This is a genomic window from Sphingopyxis sp., assembly GCF_041916015.1.
Lineage (GTDB): Bacteria > Pseudomonadota > Alphaproteobacteria > Sphingomonadales > Sphingomonadaceae > Sphingopyxis.
On record NZ_JAYSAH010000010.1, the window covers coordinates 1 to 19,781 of the forward strand.

Below are 19,781 nucleotides of genomic sequence, written 5' to 3' on the forward strand. Positions count from 1 at the left end.
GCCGTTACCGGCGCGGGGGCCGGCGGCGGCGTGGCGGCGGCGACCTGCACCGGCTTGCGCCGCGGGCCGAGCTGGCCGCTCGGGAAGCGGCCGAAATGGGCGGCGGCGGCCTGCTGCGCCGGATTGAGCCGGTCCATCTGGACCAGATAGGGCAGGATATTCTGCGCGAGCGCGGGCGGCATCGTCGCGTTGACGATCTCGGTCGCCTCGCCGTCGCGGCCGTTCATCGCGAGGATCATCGCGCGTGTCCGCCAGGCGGCGCGGTCCTGCCCGCGAAGCTGCGGCGTGAGCAACTGCACCGCGCGATCAGCCTCGCCGCTGATCCCGAGCGAGATTGCGTAGCGGCGCGTCACCTCGTCATTGGGCGCGATCGACAGGGCAAGCTGATAGTCGCGCTGCGCCGCGTCCTGCTGGCCGAGCAGGTCGCGCGCGAGGCCCCGGTCGGCGAGAAAAAGGCGTTCTGGCGCGCCCAGAAGCTGCGCCTCGCCGAAATAGTCGAGCGCGCGCGTCGGGCTTTCCATATGGACCATCGCCGACCCGAGCGCCGCCTTGACCGCACCGTCGCGCGGGCTCGCCTGCTCGGCGCGGGTCAGGAAGCCGACCGCGGCGCGATAATCCTCGAGTTCGATCGAGGCGCGCCCGGCATCGAGCAGCGCGGGGGCATCATTGTTGTTGGTCGCAAGCCGCCCCAGCGCCGAGGACAGCAGCGCCCGCGCCGAGGTCCGGCGGTCCATCGCCGCCTTCGTCGCCGCGTCGGGCGCCGGTGCCTGCATCGCCTGAACGGGTCCGGCCAAAGGTCCGGCAAGCAGGCTCGTCAGCAGAAGCGCGCCGAAAGTCAGCGCCACAGGCCGGGCCCGGCGCGACCTGATGGTCGAGCCGAAGCGCCGCATTGCTTTTCGTGGCCGCAAGGGCAAGTCAAATCATCCCTTTTTCCGGCCTGCCCCAGCCGTCCGCACCCCGTTACTGATTATTCTGCCGACCGAGGAAGCGCGGGATATCGACCCCGTCTTCCTTTTCCGCGTCGCGGTCGGCCGCGGCCGAACCGCGCGACAGCCGCGACATGCGCTCGAACAGCGTGCCGCCGCCGAGCGCGCGCGCCGGGCTGTCCTCGACGGGCGCGGCTTGTGACGCGGCCGCGGGCTGATAGTCTCCCGATGCCGGCGCCTCGGGCTCGCTGAGAACGAGTTCGTCGGCAGTGTCGTCATAGGTCGCGGCGACCTCGGAAAGCTCCATCGGCTCCTCCTCGACCGCTTCCGCGGCGGGCGCCGCGAGCGCATCGCCGAGCGAGAAGCCGGGCGCGGGATCGTTGTCGGCCTCGACCGGGGCTTCGACCGGCGTTTCGGCCACGGCGGGCTGCTCGACCGGCTCTTCGACGACCGGCGCGGGCGCGGTGCTACGCGCCGGCTGGAACGAGAAGCTGCGCGTCGCGGGCGCGGCCTGCGCCGAGGTGTCGCCGGTGCCGTCGATGCCGGTCGCGACGACCGACACGCGAATCTTGCCGTCGAGGCTGTCGTTGAAGGCGCTGCCCCAGATGATATTCGCGTCGGGATCGACCAGCTCGCGGATGTGGTTCGCAGCCTCGTCAACCTCCATCAGGCGCATGTCCTCGCCGCCGGTGATCGAGATGATGACGCCCTTCGCGCCCGCCATCGACACGCCGTCGAGCAGCGGGTTGGCGATCGCCTTCTGCGCGGCTTCGAGCGCGCGGCCGTCGCCTTCGGCTTCGCCGGTGCCCATCATCGCCTTGCCCATTTCGCGCATCACACTGCGCACGTCGGCGAAGTCGAGGTTGATGAGCCCAGGCATGACCATCAGGTCGGTGATGCCGCGAACGCCCTGCTGGAGCACTTCGTCAGCCATGGTGAACGCTTCCTTGAAGGTCGTGTTCGGGTTGGCGACGAGGAAGAGATTCTGGTTCGGAATGACGATCAGCGTATCGACATGATCCTGCAGCTCGGCGATGCCGGCCTCGGCCGATCGCATGCGGCGGTTGCCCTCGAACATGAAAGGCTTGGTCACGACGCCGACGGTCAGGATACCGCGGTCGCGTGCCGCCTTGGCGATGACCGGCGCCGCACCGGTGCCGGTGCCGCCGCCCATGCCCGCCGCGACGAAGCACATATGCGCGCCGTTCAGCGCTTCCTCGACCTGCGCGATGCTTTCCTCGGCCGCCGCGCGGCCGACCTCGGGCCGCGAGCCCGCGCCCAGTCCCTGGGTGATCTGCGTCCCCAGCTGGATGCGCCGTTCGGCCGGCGAGGCGTTCAGCGCCTGCGCGTCGGTGTTCGCGACGACGAAATCGACCCCCTCGACGTGAGCGGCGATCATGTTGGCGATGGCATTGCCCCCCGCGCCGCCGACCCCGATGACCGCGATGCGCGGCTTCAGCTCATCGACCTGCGGCGGGCCAATATTGATGCTCATCCACTAATCTCCCTGCGGCGGCGGACCAGCGCCGCGTCCCTCACCTTGCGACCCTGCCGGACGTCAGTCCCACCGTCCGGCGCTTGGCTACCGCATTGCACTATTGTGACCGCGGAATCACCCAAAAAATTAACCTTTTCGTTGCCTGCCGGCTAAAAACTGCTTTTCAGCGCCGCCATCAACCGGTTGATGATGCCGGAGCTCTTTGGACGGTAAACATCCTGCGCCATCATCGGCAGATCGCGGAGGTCCACCGGGTCCGACGCGGCATAGAGAACCAGACCCGCGAGCGTCGCGAAAGCGGGGCCGCCGTGCGCATCGGGCAGGCCGTGCAGCCCGCGCGGTCGCCCGACGCGCGCCGCGCGGCCGAGCGCGCTCTGCGTATAATCGGCGATGCCCTTGAGGTCCGCGCCGCCGCCGACGAGCACGACCTGACGCCCGACGGGACCGACGAAATGCAGGTCCTTCAGCGTCCGGCCGATCTCGCCCATCATCGCGTCGAGCCGCTGGCGGATCACCGCCACCAGCTGCGCGCGGGTGATGCGCGGCGAATCGCTGCCCGCCGGCGCGCCGGGGTCGAGCTCGATGATCTCGTTATTGTCGCGCGGGCTCGCCGAGGCCGAGCCGTAGAAGCTCTGGAGCCGCTGTGCCTGGCTGCGGCGGATGCCGAAGGCCGAGGCGATGTCATCAGTAATGTCGCTGGCGCCGAAGGGCAGCGATGCCATCTCGACTAGCATGCCTCCCGCATAGAGCGAGACGGTCGTCACCGCCGCCCCGAGCTCGACCAGCGCAACGCCGAGGTCGCGCTCCTCGTCCGACAGGCAGGCGAGCCCCGCCGCGATCGGCGAGGCGACGACCGCGTTCACGTCGAGATGCGCCTGGCGGACCGCGGCCTCGAGGTTCCGGACCGGCGCGCCGTCGGCCATGATGATATGAATATCGACGCCAAGCCGGTCGGCGTGGAGCCCGATCGGGTTCTTGACCCCGTTCAGCCCGTCGAGCGTGTAGAGCGCGGGCTGGGCGTGGAGGATCATCCGGCCTTCGGGGTCGATCCCCGCACGGCCCGCCGCGAGCAGGTCGTCGATATCCTCCTGCTCGATCCGGTGGCCGCCGAGTTCGCTCTCGATCGGCGCGACGTCGCTCAGCAGGCTGCCCGCCGAAAAGCCGACCCACACATCGTCGATGTTGAGCCCCGCGATCCGCTCGGCCTGCTCGATCGCCTCGCGCACGACATGCTCGGTCTGCTCCATGTCGGCGACATAGCCGCGCTGGACGCCGCGGCTTTCGCGCTGGCCGGTGCCGAGGACATGAAGCTGGCCGTCGGCCGCCTGTCCCGCGATCAGCGCGCAGACCTTCCACGACCCGACATCGAGCGCGGTGATGATCTTTTCGATCCGCGGCGGCGGCATCGCTTACCCCTTCTCCGCCGCGCTGGCGGCGGCAACGGCATCGGCGGCGTCGCGCGCGTCGTCGAGCTTTGCGGGCGCGACCTGTCCCTCGTGCGGCAGGCGCAGCACGAAGCGGGTGGGATCACGCATGTCGAAGCGCAGGATGCCGCGGCCGAGCAGCCGGTTGGCGCCGTCCATATGCGCGAATTTGGCGAGCGCCGCCTTCGCCTCGGGCTCGCCTTCGGGAAGCGACAGCGTCTCGCCGCTGCGGAAACGAAGGTCCCAGCGGCGGTTGCCGACCCAGGTCGCCCCGGCGAGCAGTTCCTTGAGGCTGCTCGCCTCGGCGAGCAGGCGTTCGAGGTCCTGCGCGCGCTGGTTGGCGCGCGGACCGATGACGAGCGGCAGGTCGGGCATCGTCGCGACGCTTACGGGTTCGAGCACGACGCCCTTTTCGTCGATCAGCGACAGGCGATTGTTGTGCTGCCAGATCGCGGCGGGCGAGCGTTCGACGATGTCGACGACGAGCGTATCGGGCAGGCGGCGCGAGACGCGCGCGTCCTTGATCCAGCCGTACTGCATCAGGTCGTGGCGCACATCCTCCAGATCGACCGCGGCCATCGAGCGGTCTTTCTGCGCGAGCGCGATGTCGTAGACCTTGAGCCGGTCGATGCGGTCGGCGCCGACAACCTCGACCTTCTTGACCTGAAACCCTGCGCGGCCGACCGCCTGCGCATATTCCTCATGGATCTTCGCGGTGACCCCGGTCGCGTGCGCGGCGAGCGCTATCACGGCGGCGAGGCCGACGCCGATGGTCCAGTTGGCCATTCGCTGCAACGTCGCCGGACGGACCGGCAGCGCGTTGATCACCGCGTTGAGCCGCGATTGCTGAACCTTCCGCCGCTTCTTCGGCGCCCGCGCGGGGCGCCGCGGCGGCGCCTTGCCACGCTTGATCCGCGTGCTGCTCATAGGGCCTCCTCCACGATGCGTTCGACAAGCTCGGCATAATCCATGCCGATCGCGCGCGCCTGTTCGGGGACGAGGCTGAGCGGCGTCATGCCGGGCTGGGTATTGACCTCAAGCAGGAAGATGCCCGCAAGGCCATGCTCGTCGTCCCAACGAAAATCGGAGCGCGACGCCCCCCTGCAGCCGAGCAGGCGGTGCGCCTCGACCGCGAGACCCTTCATCCGCTCTGCGACATCGGCGGGGACGGCGGCGGGACAGACATGCTCGGTCAACCCTTCGGTATATTTGGCGTCATAATCATAGAACCCCGATTTCACGCGCAATTCGGTGACGCCGAGCGCCTCGTCGCCGAGCACCGCGACAGTCAGTTCGCGGCCTTTGATGAAGGGCTCGGCGAGCAGGCGGTCGAACTCCTGCCATGGGCCGACGGCGTCGCGCGCGATCGGGTTGCCGTAGTTGCTGTCGTCCTTGACGATCGCGACCCCGACCGACGAGCCCTCGTTGACGGGCTTCAGGACATAGGGGCGCGGCAAGGGATCGACTGAAAACAGGCTTTCGCTGTCGACCATCGTCCCCGTCGGCATGGGTACACCATGCGGCACGAGGGCCTGCTTCGTCAATTCCTTGTCGATCGCGATCACCGAGGTGACGAGCCCGCTGTGGGTGTATTTGAGGCCCATCAGGTCGAGCATCCCCTGCACCGTCCCGTCCTCGCCGGGAACCCCGTGGAGCGCGTTGAAGACGACATCGGGCTTCGCCTCGGCCAGCCGCTGCGCGACGTTGCGGTCCATGTCGATGCGCGTGACCCTATGCCCGCGCGATTCGAGGGCGTCCGCGATGCCCTTGCCGCTCATGAGCGACACTTCGCGTTCGGCGGACCACCCACCCATCAGGACAGCGACATGCCACGGACCCCGGCTCATTCGGGCTTACCCACGCGTTGAATCTCCCATTGCAGTTCGATGCCGCTCTTGGCTTTCACCCGGCGGCGGACTTCCTCGCCGAGCGCCTCGATATCGGCGCTCGTCGCAGCGCCGGTGTTGATGAGGAAGTTGGTGTGCTTCTCGCTGACCTGCGCCCCGCCGACCGAGAAACCGCGGCACCCCGCCTCGTCGACGAGTTGCCACGCCTTGTGCCCATCAGGATTCTTGAAGGTCGAGCCGCCGGTCTTGGAACGCAGCGGCTGCGAGGCTTCGCGGCTCGCCGAGATTCGGTCCATTTCGGCCTGAATGCCGGCGGGTTCGCCGGTGCGGCCACGGAAGGTCGCACCGATCACCACCGCGCTTTCGGGCAATTCGCTGTGGCGATAGGTGTAGCCGAGGTCGGCAAGCGGCAGCATGCGGCGCTCGCCCGACCGCAACACCACCTCAGCCTCGACCAATATGTCCTTGACCTCGCTGCCATAGGCGCCGCCGTTCATGCGGACGAAGCCGCCGACCGTGCCGGGGATCGAGCGCAGGAATTCCAGCCCCGCGATCCCCGCGTCGCGCGCGGTCGAGGAGACGAGGATGCCCGACGCGCCGCCGCCGCAGCGCAGCGTCGTCGCATCGATCGCCTCGACCTTGGCGAAGGCCTTGCCGAGCCGGACGACGACGCCCGGAAAGCCGCCATCGCGGACGATCAGGTTCGAGCCGAGCCCGAGCGCCATGACGGGCATGGCGGGGTCGAGATCGCGGAGAAAGTCTGCAAGGTCGCTGGCGTCCTTGGGCTCGAACAGCCAGTCGGCCGGGCCGCCCGATTTGAACCAGACGAGCGGCGCAAGCGGAGCGTTCGGGGTCAGCTTGCCGCGGACGTTTTCAAATGCCGTTTGCCCTGAGCTTGTCGAAGGGCCGTTCTTCCTTTCTTCCGTCGCCGAAGAAAAGGTCGGTCCTTCGACAGGCTCAGGACGAACGGTTTTGGGGTCGGACGTCATGCCTGCCCCTCCACCGCGCTCGCCAGACCCGCCGCCATCTTGGTGATGTCGCCGGCGCCGAGACAGATGATCATGTCGCCCGCGTCCAGCGTTCCGGCACGGATCGCATCGGCAATCATCGCCGCAAGCGCGCCGGCATCGGCAACGGTCGAGGCATGACGATGGCCGCGATCGCGCAGGCCCTGTGCCAGCGCGTCCGACGATATGCCCTCGATCGGGCTCTCTCCCGCCGCATAGACCGGCAACGCAAGCACCATGTCGGCGTCGTTAAACGCCTGCTGGAAATCGTCCATATGATCGCGCAGCCGCGTGAAGCGGTGCGGCTGGACGACGCCGACGACGCGCCCAGCCCCGGCGCCTTCACGCGCGGCCGAAAGGACGGCGCGGATTTCGACGGGGTGATGGGCGTAATCGTCGATGACGGTCACGACGCCTCCGCCGGCAGCGATCTCGCCAACCTTGGTGAAGCGGCGCTTGACCCCGGCAAAGCCGTTGAAGCCCGACGCGATCTTGTCGTCGCCGACCCCCATGTGGAGCGCCACCGCAATCGCCGCGAGCGCATTCTGCACATTGTGGCGGCCCGACATCGGCAGGTGGATGCCCGGAATCGTCCGGCTGTTTCCGTCGCGGTCGCGCACCACGACGTCGAAGCGGTTGCCGTCGGGGCCCGGCGCCACATTGGTCCCGCGCACGTCGGCCTGCGCCGAAAAGCCGTAAGTCACGATCCGGCGGTCGCGGATGCGCGGGATGATCGCCTGCACCTCGGGATGGTCAAGGCAGAGCATCGCGGCGCCGTAGAAGGGCACATTCTCGATGAACTCGACGAAGGCGTCCTTGATCGCGTCGAAGCTGCCATAATGGTCGAGATGTTCGGGATCGATGTTGGTGACGACCGCGATCGTCCCGTCGAGGCGCAGGAAGCTGCCGTCGCTCTCGTCGGCCTCGACCACCATCCAGTCGCTGGCGCCGAGACGCGCATTCGAGCCGTAATTGTTGATGATGCCGCCGTTGATCACGGTCGGGTCGATCCCCCCCGCGTCGAGCAACGCCGCAACGAGGCTCGTCGTCGTCGTCTTGCCGTGCGTCCCCGCGATCGCGACGGTCGATTTGAGGCGCATCAGCTCGGCGAGCATTTCGGCGCGGCGGACGATGGGGATGCGGTGCGCGAGCGCGGCCTCGACCTCGGGATTGCCGCGCTTGACCGCGGTCGAGGTAACGACGACCGCGACCCCCTCGACATTCGCGGCTTCATGCCCGATCGCGACCTTGATCCCGCGCTTGCGGAGTCCCTCGACGACATAACTATCGGCAATGTCGCTGCCCTGCACCTGATAGCCGAGGTTGTGCATCACCTCGGCGATCCCCGACATGCCGATGCCGCCGATGCCGATGAAGTGGATGATGCCGATATCGGTCGCGACGCCGCGCATCAGGCGTCTCCCGCGCGGGTCGCGGCGATACTGCCGGCAACGGCGGCGCGCGCCGGGGCGCCGACGCGGATCACGTCCATCATCGGCGGCGCGGCGAAGGATTCGACAAGATCGGCAAGGTCGCGCGTCGCATCGGGGAGCCCGCAGCCCGCGGCGCGCTCGGCCGCCTCTTCGAGCGCACCGGGTTCGAGCGCCATGCGCTGGATATGCTTGGCGACCTCGGCGGCGGTGAAGTCGGGCTGCTGGAAGGAAATTGCCCCGCCCGCCTCGACGAGATCGACGACATTATAGGTCTGATGATTATCCATCGCGTGCGGATAGGGGACGAAGATCGCGGGCCGCCCGGCGCAGGCGAGTTCGGCGACGGTCGAGGCGCCCGCGCGCGCGATCACCAGATGCGCCCAGCGGAGGCGTTCGGGAAAATCGGCGATGTACGGCGCGCATTCGGCGGCAACGCCGAGCTCGGCATATTTGCCGCGCACCGTTTCGAGATCGGCCTCGCGGCACTGCTGCACGACCTGCAGCCGGTCGAGCAAGGCGCGCGGCAGCATCGCGATCGCGGCGGGCACGACGTCGCTCAGCACCGTGGCGCCGAGGCTGCCGCCGACCACGAGCAGGCGAAAGATGCCGTCCTCGGGCAGCGGCGGGAAGCCGTCGTCGCGGATCGCGACGATCTCGTCGCGCACCGGGTTGCCGGTGATGTGCAGCTTCGCCTCATGGCCAGCGGGAAAGCGCTGGATATTGCGATAGGCGACCGCGACCGCATCGACGCGCGGTGCCATCATCCGGTTGACGCGGCCGAGCACGGCATTCTGCTCGTGGATCACGCGCGGGCGCTTCGTCGCGCCCGCCGCGAGCAGGCTCGGCAGCGAAGGATAGCCGCCGAAACCGACGACGACCGCGGGGTCGAAACTGCGGATCAGGTCGATCGCCTGCCGCCGCCCCTTGCGGATCGCGAGCGCGGCCTTGAGCCAGCCGATGGGGCCGCCCTGCACCCGCCCCGCGGGCAGCACATGCGTTTCGAGCTCGGCGGGGGCGCCCGGAATCTTCAGGCCGCGGTCGTCGCTGACCAGCGCGACGCGGTGTCCGCGCGCGATCAATTCGCCCGCGAGGGCATAGGCCGGCAGCATATGACCCCCCGTCCCGCCGGCGGCGAGCAGGAAGTGGCGCGTTGCTGTCATGGGAGAGCGCTCATTTCTTGTTCCAGTTTCGGGTCATCGACACCCGAGCCGCATAGGGGTTCCGCCGGGTCAGCGACAAGAGCAAACCCATGCCGATCGACAAGGCGATGAAGGAGGAACCGCCATAGCTGATGAAGGGCAAGGTCATCCCCTTCGACGGAAAGAGCTGGGTGTTCACCGCCATGTTGATCGTCGCCTGTCCGCCGAACTGCGCGATCAGCCCCGCGACCGCGAGGATCAGGAAGCTGTCCTCCTCGTCGAGCAGGCGGACGAGGACGCGGACGATGATCGCAAGGAACAGCACCGCGATCGCGATGCAGGCGATGATCCCGAACTCCTCGCCGATGACCGAGAAGATATAGTCGGTGTGTGCCTCGGGCAGCTTGAACTTGGCGAGGCCGGCGCCGGGACCCGTGCCGATCAGCCCGCCCGCGGTGATCGTCGCGTGGGCGCGGTCCTCCTGAAAGCTGTCGCCTTCGCCGAACAGCCAGCTGTTGATGCGCTGGTGCGCGACCGAGTAAGTGAAATAGGCGACGACGAGCCCCGCGAGCCCGCCTGCGGCGAGGACACCGATGATCCGCATCGAAAGCCCCGCGACCATCACCAGCACCAGCCAGGTGCCGATGAAGATAATCGTCTGCCCGAGGTCGGGCTGGCCCATCAGCAACACGCCGATGATCCCGGTGAGCACGAAGGACAGCGGCACGACGGGCAGCGTCTGGTCGTGCAGGCGCAGCGAGAGAATCCACGCCAGCGACACCGCGAAGAAGGGTTTCAGAAACTCCGACGGCTGGAGGCGGAAGACGCCGCTGCCGATCCAGCGCTGCGCGCCGTTCACCGAGGTGCCGATCAGCGGCACCAGGAACAGCAGGAAGAGGAAGGTGATGGTGCCGTATATGGCAAACCGCCGCGCCTGCGCCTTGGGCAGCATCGACACGCCCAGCATCACCGGCACGCCGACGATCACCCACATGAGCTGGCGATAGAAATAATAGAGCGGGTCGAGACTCGCGGTGGTCGTCGACAATTTCTGTGCCGCGACCGGGGACGCCGCCGCGACCGCCACCAGCCCGACCGCGATCAGCATCGAGACGAGCAGCAGCAGCACCCGGTCGATTTCCCAGAACCAGAGGCCGAGCGGGGTGCGGTCGGCGCGGCTGAGGCGCGGGCCGCGCCGCTTCGCGGTGCGCGTGGTCGCGGCGATGACCGGCCGTTCGGTCGCGTCCATATTGTTCGTCCCCCCGCTCATGTCGTCATCCATGCTCCAGCGCCCGGACAAGATCGCGGAACGCATCGCCGCGCTGCTCATAATCTCTGAACTGGTCGAACGACGCGCAGGCAGGTGACAGCAGGACAATATCGCCCGGCCGGGCCGCCGCTGCCGCGTGCGCGACCGCGGTCGCGAGGTCGCCGGAGCGATCGACGGGGATCGCATCGCCGATCTCGGCCGCGAAACCCTCCATCGCCTCGCCGATCAGATAGGCGCGCTTCACATTGGGGAACCAGGGGCGGCACGCGCCGAGCCCGTCGCCCTTCGCCTGCCCCCCGGCGATCCAGTGCAGACGCTGGTCCGGCGCCGGCGGGAAAGCCGCCAGCGCCGGTGCAGCGGAAGCCGCGTTGGTCGCCTTGCTGTCATTATACCAGCGGGCGCCAGCGGCTTCGCCGACCCATTCCATGCGATGCGGGAGCGCCTTGTAGGTCGCGAGCCCGCGTTCGATTTCTTCGTCGTTCAACCCCAGCGTGCGGCAGACGGCGATCGCGCAAACGGCATTCTGCGCGTTGTGCGGCCCCTGCAGCGCAGGCCAGCGCGCCTGATCGGCGGGATCGATATCCTTGGCCGAGACGCGGTGAAGACGGTGGTTGATGCGCCCCGCGATCATCTTCGACGGGTCGTCATCGACCGCGACGATCGCGACCTGATCCTGATGCTGCAACGAAAACAGCCGCGCCTTCGACGCCGCATAGCCGGCAAAGCCGTCGTAGCGGTCGAGATGGTCGGGCGTCAGATTGGTCAGCACCGCGATGTCGCAGGCGAGGCTGTGCGCGAGGTCGATCTGGTAGCTCGACAGTTCGAGCACATAGACGCCGCCCTCGGGGAGCGGGTCGCGACTGAGGATCGGCAGGCCGATATTGCCGCCCATCAGCGTCGGCACCCCTGCGCTTTCGAGCATATGGGTGACGAGCGCGGTGACGGTCGATTTGCCGTTGGTGCCGGTGATGCCGACGACCTTGTGCGGCGGCAGGTCGGCGCGCGCCTCGGCGAACAGCTCGACATCGCCGATCACCGGCACATGCGCCTCGCGCGCGTGCGCGGCGATCGGGTGGCGGTTGAGCGGCACGCCGGGCGAGACGACGACGCCCGCGAAGCCCACAAGATCGATTTCGAGCGGATCGCCGATATCGGCGTTCAGCGCCATCGCCTCGTCGCGCGCGCTCTCGCGATCGTCCCACGCGGTGACGCCCGCGCCGCTGGCGACGAGTGCCTCGACGGTCGCCAACCCCGAGCGCGCCAGTCCCAGCACCGCATAGCGGCGACCGGCAAAGGCGCGCGCGGTGATCACCGCAGCTTGAGCGTCGCGAGCCCCGCGAGCGCGAGGACGATCGAGACGATCCAGAAGCGGATGACGACGGTCGATTCGGGCCAGCCGAGCTGCTCGAAATGATGATGGATCGGCGCCATGCGGAAGACGCGCTTGCCCGTCCTCTTGTACCAGAAGACCTGGATGATCACCGACAGCGCTTCGACCACGAACAGCCCGCCAATGAGGACGAGAACGAGCTCATGCTGCGCCGTCACCGCCATCGTCGCGAGCGCGCCGCCGAGCGCGAGGCTGCCGGTATCGCCCATGAACACCGCGGCGGGCGGCGCGTTGAACCACAGAAAGGCCAGGCACGCGCCGATGATCGCCGCAGCAAAGATTGCCAGCTCGCCCGCGCCGGGCACGTGCGGAATGCCTAGGTAGCCCGCGAACTTCACGTTGCCCGACAGATAGACGATGACGAGAAACGCCAGGCTGGCGATCATCACCGGGAAGGTTGCGAGCCCGTCAAGCCCGTCGGTCAGGTTCACCGCATTGCCGAAGCCCACGATCAGCACCATCGCGAAGACATAATAGAGCGGCCCCATCGGGACATAGAGATTGCTGAAGAAGGGCAGATAAAGGTCGGTGCCGGTGCGCGAGACGATCAGCAGCACTGCGACCGCCGCGATGACGAATTCGATGAGCAGCCGCACGCGCCCCGGAATCCCGCGATGGCTGGCCTTGGTCACCTTGTCGAGATCGTCAAGGAAACCGACCGCCGCGAAGCCGCCGGTGACGAAGAGGCAGGCCCAGACGAAGCGGTTCGACAGGTCCATCCACAGCAAGGCCGAGATCATCAGCGAAATGAGGATCATCAGCCCGCCCATCGTCGGCGTGCCCTTTTTGGCGAGGTGGCTTTGCGGGCCGTCGTCGCGGATCGGCTGCCCCTTCCCCTGCCGCATCCGCAGCATCAGGATGAAGCGCGGCCCGATCCACAGGCCGATGATCAGCGCGGTCGCGACCGCCGCCCCCGAACGGAAGCTCAGATAGCGGATGAGGTTCAAAACCCCCGGAAAGCCAAGCCATTCCGCCAGCCAGTACAGCATCAATAGTCCCCATTGGTCAGCGCCGTCACGACATGCGACAGGCCGACGCTGTTCGATCCCTTGACCAGCACCGTATCGCCGGGCCGGATCACATCCTTCAGCCGCGCGGTGGCGGCGGAGTGGGCGGCCACATGCTCGAAATCGATCCGCCCCTCAAGCGCTTTGGCGAGCGGCGCCATCTCTTCGCCGACAAGCAGGGCGAATTGCACCCCGGCCGCGACGAGCGGAGCGGCAAGCGCGGCATGATAGGCCTCGCCGTCGGGCCCGAGCTCCTTCATCGCGCCGAGAATCGCGACCTTCCGCTCGCCGGATTCGGCCGCGAGCTGACCGATCGTCGCCGCCATCGAGGCGGGGTTGGCGTTATAGCTTTCGTCGATGACGAGGATATGCCCGCCGGCCACCGCGACCCGGTGCCGCGCGCCGCGCCCCGCAAGCCCGCCCATCTCCGCGAAGGCGAGTCCCGCCGCGGGCAGGTCGCCGCCGACCGCCTTCACCGCCGCGAGCACCGCCATCGCGTTCGAGACCCAATGCGCGCCCGCCTGCGCGATGGTGAAGCAGAGCAAGGCGTCCTGAACCTGCGCGGTGACGAGCGAGCCGCCCTGCCCGTCGGGCAGCCAGTCGACCGCGCGGACATCGGCGCCCTCGCCCAGCCCGAAGCTGACGAGATGCGCCGCATGCTGTTCCGCCTTGGCGCGGAGCCGCGCATAATGCGGGCTGTCGAACGGCAGGATCGCGGTGCCGCCGGGCTCCAGCCCCTCGAAAATCTCGCCCTTCGCATCGGCGATCGCCTCTTCGCTGCCGAAATATTCCATATGCGCGGGCGCAATGGTGGTGACGATCGCGACGTGCGGGCGCACCATGCGGGTCAGCGCGGCCAGCTCGCCCGCATGGTTCATCCCCATCTCGAACACGCCATAATCGGCGGTCGAGGGCATGCGCGCGAGACTCAGCGGCACGCCGACATGGTTGTTATAGCTCTTGACCGAACGATGCGCCTTGCCGGGGCGGAAACGGTCGAGCGCGGCGAACAGCGCCTCCTTGGTCCCGGTCTTGCCCGCCGATCCGGTGACGCCGACGATCCGCCCGTGGCTGCGCGTGCGCGACGCGGTGCCAAGCGCATCGAGCGCTGCGACGCTGTCGGCGACGCGGACGTGCGGGAAATCGATGTCGGTCTCGCAGATGATGCCCGCGGCCCCCGCGACGATCGCCTTGTCGATGAACTGGTGCCCGTCGGCGACCTCGCCCTTCATCGCGATGAACAGGTCGCCCTTCATCACTTCGCGCGAATCGAAGGCAACGCCCTGCACGGTGAAGTCGGCGCTGGCGGTGCCGCCCGTAGCCGAAGCGATGGCGCGCGCGGTCCAGAGCGGGTTCATGCCGCCGCCTCGCGCACCACCGCGACGTCATCGAAGGGAATCACGCGCATAGCATCGCCGCGCCCGACGATCTGGCCCTGCTCATGCCCCTTCCCCGCGATGCAGACGATATCGTCGGCGCGCGCTTCGGCGATCGCGGCGGCGATCGCGGCGCGGCGATCGCCGATGACCCGTGCGTCCGGTGCGCCTTCGGCAATTGCCGCGCGGATGAGCGCGGGGTCTTCGCCGCGCGGATTATCGTCGGTGATAATGGTGATATCGGCCTTTGCCGCCGCGACCCGCCCCATCTCGGGCCGCTTCGCCTGGTCGCGGTCGCCCCCGGCGCCGAACACCAGGATCAGGCGGCCGCGCGCGTGCGGGCGGAGCGCGTCGAGCGCCGCCTCGATCGCGTCGGGCGTATGGGCATAATCGACATAGACCGGCGCGCCGGTCCGGGTAATCGCGGCGCGTTCGAGCCGCCCGCGCACCGGCTGGAGCCGCGCGAGATTGGCAAGCGTCTGCGCCACGTCGCCGCCGGTCGCGATCACCAGCCCCGCCGAGACGAGCGCGTTCGCGACCTGATAGGCGCCGATCAGCGGAAGATTGATCTTGTGCACAAGGTCACCCGCCGCGATGACGAGCGACTGACCAAGCTGGGTCGGCGCGCGCGACACGAGGCGGAGCGTTTCGCCCTTCGTCCCGACGGTCAGCAGCCGCACGCCGCGCGCCTCGACCGCGTCGATCACGGGCGCGGAATAGTCGTCGTCGGCCCAGACCACCGCCGCCCCCTCCGGTTCGACCACGTCGGTGAACAGCCGCAGCTTGGCCCGAAGATAGGCCTCCATCGTGCCGTGATAGTCGAGATGGTCGTGGCTCAAATTGGTGAAGGCGGCCGCCTTCACTTTCAGCCCCTCGGTGCGATACTGGTCGAGCCCGTGGCTCGACGCCTCGAACGCCGCATGGGTGACGCCCTCGGCGGCGAGCCCCGACATGTTCGACAGGAAGGTGACGATATCGGGGGTCGTCAGCCCGGTCGAGGCACTGTCCTGCGAGGTCGTGATGCCAAGCGTGCCGATCGACGCGGCATGAAACCCCGCCATCCGCCAGAGCTGGCGCGTCATCTCGACCGTCGAGGTCTTGCCGTTGGTGCCGGTGACGGCAACGCAGGTCGCGGGAAAGCGGTGGAAGAAGCGCGCCGCGATATGCGCGAAGGCGCGTCGCGGGTTGGCGTCGGCGATATGCACCGCACCTGCGACCCTGGCCTCGGGCCGCGCGACGACCGCGATCGCGCCCGCCTCGACCGCGGCGGCGATGAAGTCCTCGCCATTGAATTTTTCGCCGACGAAGGCGCCGAAGATCGTGCCCGGCGCGACCTTGCGATGGTCGATCGCGAGCCCGGTCACCACCGGGCCGGCGTCAGCGGCATCCGCGATATCGAGGAGCGCCGAGAGACGCATCAATCCTCTTTCCCGCCCTTCCACAGCAGCGGGGTCAGTTCGGACACATCGACGTCGCGGCTTTCGTCGGGGAAGACGCCGAGCATCGGGCCGGCGCGCATCACGACCTTCTTGACCACAGGCGCGGCGGTCCAGCCCGCGGTGCGCTGGCCGGAGCTGAAGGCATTGCCCTTGGGCTCATCGACCATCACCAGAACGACGTAGCGCGGATTGTCCATCGGGAAGGCGGCCGAAAAGGTCGAGACGAGCGAGTGGCGGCGATAGCCGCCGACGCCCGGCTTTTCGGCGCTGCCGGTCTTGCCGCCGACGCGGAAGCCCGGCGCGTCGGCCTGGCGCCCCGTGCCGTCCGAGACGATCAGGCGCAGCAGCTGGCGCATCCGCGCGCTGGTCGAGGCCTTGAACACGCGGTGGCCCTGCGGCGGCGCCTTGTCGCCGAGCTTGACCAAAGTCGCCGGGCGCCAGATGCCGCCGTTGACGAGCGCTGCATAAGCGCTCGCGAGATGAAGCGGCGTCACCGCGATGCCGTGACCATAGGCGGTCGTCATCGTCGACAGCCGGCCCCATTCGCGCGGCCACAGCGGGAAGGCGCGCTCCTTGAGCTCGATCTCGGGCCGCTTGTTGAACTGGAGGCTGCGGAACAGCGCCTCCATCTTCTCGCGCCCGAGCTGATCGGCGATCTGCGCGGTCACGATGTTCGAGCTGTGGATCAGCGTCTCCGGGACGTTCAGCCAGCGCCCCATATTGTGCGAATCGCGAATGTGAAACCCGGCGACCGCGAGCGGATGGGTCGCGTCGTACCGCTTCGCCATGCTGGTAACGACGCCGTTGTCGATCGCGGCGCCGATCGACAGCGGCTTGAAGGTCGATCCGAGCTCGTAGAGATTATAGGTGACGGCATTGCGGCGCCCGGCCGCATCCTCGGGGACGAGCTTGTTCGGGTTGAAGGTCGGGAGCGAGGTCATCGCCAGCACCTCGCCCGTGTGAACGTCGAGGATGATCCCCGCGCCGCCGATCGCCTCGAGGTTGGTCACCGCGTTCGACAGCTCGCTTTCGAGCACGCCCTGCACGCGCGCGTCGATCGACAGCGCAAGCGGCTCGCCGCGCGTCGCCTTGTCGGTGAGTTGCTTGTCGAAGGCGCCCTCGACCCCGGTAACGCCCCGTCCCTCGGCATCGGTGAAGCCCAGGACCTGCGACGCGAGGCTGATCTGCGGATAGAGCCGCTCCTTCTCGCGCGGGAAATCGAAGCCGATGTCGCCGATCGCATTCACCGCCGCGACCTGATCGGGCAGCGCGCGGCGGCGGATATAGGTCGGCTTGGAGCCCGACAGCTTCGCGACGAATTCCTCGCGCGGGGTATCGGGGAAGATCTTGACCAGTTCGTCGGCCAGATATTGCCGGTTGTTGAGCAGCTTCGACGGGACGACACGGATCGAATAGCCGTCGATCGTGCGCGCCAGCGGCACGCCGTTGCGGTCGACGATGTCGGCGCGCGCGGGAACGAAGGTCGCGGCGCCGTGATTGTTGCCCGACGAGGTGTCGAACAGCGCGAAATAGAGCAGCCGCACCGAAACGAGGAAAAAGGCCGCCATGAACAGCAGCATCAGCATCATCAGACGCTGCTGCGCGGTCAGCAATATCTGCTGCCGCACCCCTGCGGTTCGCACCCGGGTCGGACGGACGACCAGCGTGTTCATCGGGCGGACTTGCCTCCCGCCGCTTCGCGCGCCGCGGCGCGCTTGAGATCGGCCAGCGTCGATTCGGCGAGCAGCTGGTCCTCGATCATCTTGAGCTGCTCGCGGCGGCGGGTCGGCGCCATCCGCGGCGGGCTGTCGCTGCGGACGCCGGTTTCGGCCTGCGCGAGCACGACCGGCTTGGCGGCGGGCTTCGGAGTTGGCTTGGCGGCGACGGCCTTTTCGGCGGCCGGCTTCGCGGCGGGCTCGGGCGCGGCGGCCGGGCTTACCCCAACCGGGCTCACCATCGCCATCAGCACCGGCGCGACCTCGTTGGCGCCGCGCGCGCGCGGCAGGCCGTCGAGCGAGGCGAGCTGGCGCTCGCTCTCCAGATATTGCGAGGCCGACGGCGCCGAATAGCCGAAGCTGTCGGCGTTCCATTGTTCGAGCTGGCGCATCGAGGCGCGCACCGCGAGTTCGGATTCGAGATAGCGGATGTTCGCCTGCGTCCGGTCGATCTGCCGCTCGATCCGCGTGAGTTCGCTGCGCGTCGCCGCGACCTTGAGCGATACCGGATAGAGTGCCATCGCGAAGACGAGCACGAGCAGGACGAGGCCGATCCCCTGCAGCTTGCGGGCCGCCATCAGCATGACATGGTCTCCTTTTCGGTCGAATGGCCGGGCCAGGCCGGGGCATGGGTGCGTACCGCGCTGCGCAGCGTCGCCGAGCGCGCGCGCGGATTGCGCGCCTCTTCGGCCTTGGACGGACGCACCTTGCGCGCCGGCGGATCGAAGGTGGCAGCCCGCAGCGGCGCGCTCGGCGCGGGCCGGTGGCGCGAACCGCCGGCGTCGCCGCCGCTGCGCTCGCGCAGGAAATTCTTCACGATCCGGTCTTCGGTGCTGTGAAAGCTGACCACCGCGAGGCGGCCGCCGGGACGCAACACGCGCTCGGCGGCACTCAGCCCCGCGACCAGCTCGTCGAGTTCGCCAGTGATGTGGATGCGGATCGCCTGAAAGCTCTTCGTCGAAGGGTCCTTGGGCGCGCCCGGCGGATGGCGCAACGCCTTGCGGATCACCGCGGCGAGCTCGCCGGTGCGCGACAACGGCCGCGCCGCGACGATCGCGCGCGCGACGCGGCGCGACTGGCGCTCATCGCCATAATGGAAGAGGACGTCGGCGATCTCCTCCTCGCCGGCGCGGTTGAGCCAGTCGGCGGCGCTTTCACCTTCCTGCGCCATCCGCATGTCGAGCGGGCCGTCCTTCTGGAAGGAAAAGCCGCGCGCCTCGCGGTCGAGCTGCATCGAGGAGACGCCGATGTCGAAGGTGATGCCATCGACCGCGCCGATCCCGCGCTCGGCGAGCAGCCGGTCGATCTCGCCGAAGCGGCCGTGGATCAGTGTCAGCTTGCCGCCCGCCTCCGCAACCAGCGCCTGCCCTTCGGCAATCGCATCGGGATCGCGGTCGCAGGCGATCACCTCGGCGCCCGCCGCCAACATCGCGCGCGTATAACCGCCGGCACCGAAGGTCGCATCGACATGGCGCTCGCCGGGGGCGATGGCGAGAGCGGCGATGACTTCTTCACGGAGGACCGGATCGTGGCGGGGATCGCGGGGGAGTTCCCGAGAAAGATCGGGGGAAAGATCGGTCACTTTCGCGCCTTCCCCTTCGTCGCGCCCCAAGCCAACGCCAGCCGCTTCAGCACGGGGTCGGCCTCGACGCATTCGTCGAGCGTCGGTAGCCACCAGATCTCGAAGCGGCGCCCCGATCCGACGAAGGCGGTCGCGCCCGCCTCGCCGACGCGGTCGCGCGCGGTGAAATTGGGAAGGAAGCGCCCGCTGTCGTCGAGCGTATAGGCCTCGGTATAGCTGAAGCGCTTCTTGAACGCCTCGTCCTCGTCGAAATCGAGGTTGCGCGCGAGCGCGGTGTCGCGGTCGCGCTCGATCTCGTCCGACAGGCGATCATATTGATCCTGGCCATAAGCGACGAGGCACGGCAGCTTTTCGTGAAAGCCGACCCAGAGCACGCGCTGGCCATCCGCATTGAGGGGCACATTGTTGCGGAACTGCGAGGGGACGGCGATGCGCCCCTTGCCATCGATCGCGGCGAAGTTGGTGCCCGAATACCGGCCGGGCGTCACAACTGCCATCGCTGAAGCCCCCGTCTCGCGCCACCGGGCAATGCTTCCCCGCGCCCGAAATCGACAGACTCGGACCAAAAGACTCAGGTGGAGATTGCCCCTCTCCGATTCCTGCCTATCAAGACTCCATCGGGGTGAAAAGGGGTATTTTAGGGCAGAGTAGGGAATTTGCGCCCCAAAAGGGCGATTTTGGGTTGAAATGAGCACGGAAATGGGTCCGGACACGCCAAACGGCACCCC

At 68.2% G+C, this 19,781-nt stretch carries 16 protein-coding genes and 1 pseudogene; all 17 read right to left on the reverse strand.

Annotated elements, in window-relative coordinates; genetic code table 11:
- Positions 1–845, reverse strand: a pseudogene (locus tag ACE3SL_RS01415) (SPOR domain-containing protein); the annotation flags it as partial.
- A 115-nt stretch (positions 846–960) separates the two neighbouring features.
- Entirely contained in the window at positions 961–2,421 is a 1,461-nt protein-coding gene (gene ftsZ / locus ACE3SL_RS01420; protein ID WP_374523977.1) for a cell division protein FtsZ, read from the reverse strand.
- Between the two features lie 152 nt (positions 2,422–2,573).
- Positions 2,574–3,830 carry a cell division protein FtsA gene (ftsA, locus tag ACE3SL_RS01425; RefSeq protein ID WP_374523978.1) on the reverse strand — a complete coding sequence of 419 codons (1,257 nt, stop codon included), beginning with the start codon at positions 3,828–3,830 and terminating at the stop codon, positions 2,574–2,576.
- A 3-nt stretch (positions 3,831–3,833) separates the two neighbouring features.
- On the reverse strand, positions 3,834–4,775 hold the full coding sequence (locus ACE3SL_RS01430; RefSeq protein WP_374523979.1) for a cell division protein FtsQ/DivIB: 942 nt from the start codon (positions 4,773–4,775) through the stop codon (positions 3,834–3,836).
- Positions 4,772–5,695: a D-alanine--D-alanine ligase gene (locus ACE3SL_RS01435; protein WP_374523980.1), complete on the reverse strand. Its 924-nt coding sequence runs from the start codon at positions 5,693–5,695 to the stop codon at positions 4,772–4,774. The genes ACE3SL_RS01430 and ACE3SL_RS01435 overlap by 4 nt, the downstream gene beginning before the upstream one ends.
- The gene (gene murB / locus ACE3SL_RS01440; RefSeq protein ID WP_374523981.1) at positions 5,692–6,684 is read right to left on the reverse strand and encodes a UDP-N-acetylmuramate dehydrogenase; all 993 of its coding nucleotides are present in this window, start codon (positions 6,682–6,684) and stop codon (positions 5,692–5,694) included. The genes ACE3SL_RS01435 and murB overlap by 4 nt, the downstream gene beginning before the upstream one ends.
- Positions 6,681–8,114, reverse strand: coding sequence for a UDP-N-acetylmuramate--L-alanine ligase (gene murC, locus ACE3SL_RS01445; protein ID WP_374523982.1), 1,434 nt, complete (start codon positions 8,112–8,114; stop codon positions 6,681–6,683). Before murC ends, murB begins: the two co-directional genes overlap by 4 nt.
- The gene (gene murG, locus ACE3SL_RS01450) at positions 8,114–9,295 is read right to left on the reverse strand and encodes an undecaprenyldiphospho-muramoylpentapeptide beta-N-acetylglucosaminyltransferase (RefSeq protein WP_374523983.1); all 1,182 of its coding nucleotides are present in this window, start codon (positions 9,293–9,295) and stop codon (positions 8,114–8,116) included. The genes murC and murG overlap by 1 nt, the downstream gene beginning before the upstream one ends.
- Before the next feature lie 10 nt (positions 9,296–9,305).
- A complete protein-coding gene (locus ACE3SL_RS01455; protein ID WP_374523984.1) occupies positions 9,306–10,556 on the reverse strand; it encodes an FtsW/RodA/SpoVE family cell cycle protein in 1,251 nt (416 codons plus the stop codon).
- Positions 10,549–11,856 carry a UDP-N-acetylmuramoyl-L-alanine--D-glutamate ligase gene (gene murD, locus ACE3SL_RS01460; RefSeq protein WP_374523985.1) on the reverse strand — a complete coding sequence of 436 codons (1,308 nt, stop codon included), beginning with the start codon at positions 11,854–11,856 and terminating at the stop codon, positions 10,549–10,551. The genes ACE3SL_RS01455 and murD overlap by 8 nt, the downstream gene beginning before the upstream one ends.
- Positions 11,853–12,923, reverse strand: coding sequence for a phospho-N-acetylmuramoyl-pentapeptide-transferase (gene mraY / locus ACE3SL_RS01465; protein ID WP_374523986.1), 1,071 nt, complete (start codon positions 12,921–12,923; stop codon positions 11,853–11,855). The genes murD and mraY overlap by 4 nt, the downstream gene beginning before the upstream one ends.
- On the reverse strand, positions 12,923–14,299 hold the full coding sequence (gene murF, locus ACE3SL_RS01470; RefSeq protein ID WP_374523987.1) for a UDP-N-acetylmuramoyl-tripeptide--D-alanyl-D-alanine ligase: 1,377 nt from the start codon (positions 14,297–14,299) through the stop codon (positions 12,923–12,925). The genes mraY and murF overlap by 1 nt, the downstream gene beginning before the upstream one ends.
- Complete coding sequence (locus tag ACE3SL_RS01475) at positions 14,296–15,735, reverse strand: UDP-N-acetylmuramoyl-L-alanyl-D-glutamate--2,6-diaminopimelate ligase (protein WP_374523988.1); 1,440 nt, start codon at positions 15,733–15,735, stop codon at positions 14,296–14,298. Before ACE3SL_RS01475 ends, murF begins: the two co-directional genes overlap by 4 nt.
- The gene (locus ACE3SL_RS01480; protein WP_374523989.1) at positions 15,735–17,429 is read right to left on the reverse strand and encodes a peptidoglycan D,D-transpeptidase FtsI family protein; all 1,695 of its coding nucleotides are present in this window, start codon (positions 17,427–17,429) and stop codon (positions 15,735–15,737) included. Before ACE3SL_RS01480 ends, ACE3SL_RS01475 begins: the two co-directional genes overlap by 1 nt.
- Positions 17,426–18,055, reverse strand: a complete 630-nt coding sequence (locus ACE3SL_RS01485; protein WP_374523990.1) for a hypothetical protein — start codon at positions 18,053–18,055, stop codon at positions 17,426–17,428. Before ACE3SL_RS01485 ends, ACE3SL_RS01480 begins: the two co-directional genes overlap by 4 nt.
- The gene (rsmH, locus tag ACE3SL_RS01490; RefSeq protein WP_374523991.1) at positions 18,049–19,053 is read right to left on the reverse strand and encodes a 16S rRNA (cytosine(1402)-N(4))-methyltransferase RsmH; all 1,005 of its coding nucleotides are present in this window, start codon (positions 19,051–19,053) and stop codon (positions 18,049–18,051) included. Before rsmH ends, ACE3SL_RS01485 begins: the two co-directional genes overlap by 7 nt.
- Positions 19,050–19,550, reverse strand: a complete 501-nt coding sequence (locus ACE3SL_RS01495; RefSeq protein WP_374523992.1) for a division/cell wall cluster transcriptional repressor MraZ — start codon at positions 19,548–19,550, stop codon at positions 19,050–19,052. Before ACE3SL_RS01495 ends, rsmH begins: the two co-directional genes overlap by 4 nt.
- Between the last annotated feature and the right edge of the window lie 231 nt (positions 19,551–19,781).

What these genes read in the sequence shown, in the direction of transcription:
- ACE3SL_RS01455 (WP_374523984.1), bottom strand. Translation starts at nt 10,556, where the DNA reads ATGGATGACGACATGAGCGGGGGGACGAACAATATGGACGCGACCGAA.
- ACE3SL_RS01485 (WP_374523990.1), bottom strand. Translation starts at nt 18,055, where the DNA reads ATGCTGATGGCGGCCCGCAAGCTGCAGGGGATCGGCCTCGTCCTGCTC.
- murB (WP_374523981.1), bottom strand. Translation starts at nt 6,684, where the DNA reads ATGACGTCCGACCCCAAAACCGTTCGTCCTGAGCCTGTCGAAGGACCG.
- murF (WP_374523987.1), bottom strand. Translation starts at nt 14,299, where the DNA reads ATGAACCCGCTCTGGACCGCGCGCGCCATCGCTTCGGCTACGGGCGGC.
- ACE3SL_RS01475 (WP_374523988.1), bottom strand. Translation starts at nt 15,735, where the DNA reads ATGCGTCTCTCGGCGCTCCTCGATATCGCGGATGCCGCTGACGCCGGC.
- ACE3SL_RS01480 (WP_374523989.1), bottom strand. Translation starts at nt 17,429, where the DNA reads ATGAACACGCTGGTCGTCCGTCCGACCCGGGTGCGAACCGCAGGGGTG.
- ftsZ (WP_374523977.1), bottom strand. Translation starts at nt 2,421, where the DNA reads ATGAGCATCAATATTGGCCCGCCGCAGGTCGATGAGCTGAAGCCGCGC.
- ACE3SL_RS01435 (WP_374523980.1), bottom strand. Translation starts at nt 5,695, where the DNA reads ATGAGCCGGGGTCCGTGGCATGTCGCTGTCCTGATGGGTGGGTGGTCC.
- murG (WP_374523983.1), bottom strand. Translation starts at nt 9,295, where the DNA reads ATGACAGCAACGCGCCACTTCCTGCTCGCCGCCGGCGGGACGGGGGGT.
- murC (WP_374523982.1), bottom strand. Translation starts at nt 8,114, where the DNA reads ATGCGCGGCGTCGCGACCGATATCGGCATCATCCACTTCATCGGCATC.
- ACE3SL_RS01430 (WP_374523979.1), bottom strand. Translation starts at nt 4,775, where the DNA reads ATGAGCAGCACGCGGATCAAGCGTGGCAAGGCGCCGCCGCGGCGCCCC.
- ftsA (WP_374523978.1), bottom strand. Translation starts at nt 3,830, where the DNA reads ATGCCGCCGCCGCGGATCGAAAAGATCATCACCGCGCTCGATGTCGGG.
- mraY (WP_374523986.1), bottom strand. Translation starts at nt 12,923, where the DNA reads ATGCTGTACTGGCTGGCGGAATGGCTTGGCTTTCCGGGGGTTTTGAAC.
- ACE3SL_RS01495 (WP_374523992.1), bottom strand. Translation starts at nt 19,550, where the DNA reads ATGGCAGTTGTGACGCCCGGCCGGTATTCGGGCACCAACTTCGCCGCG.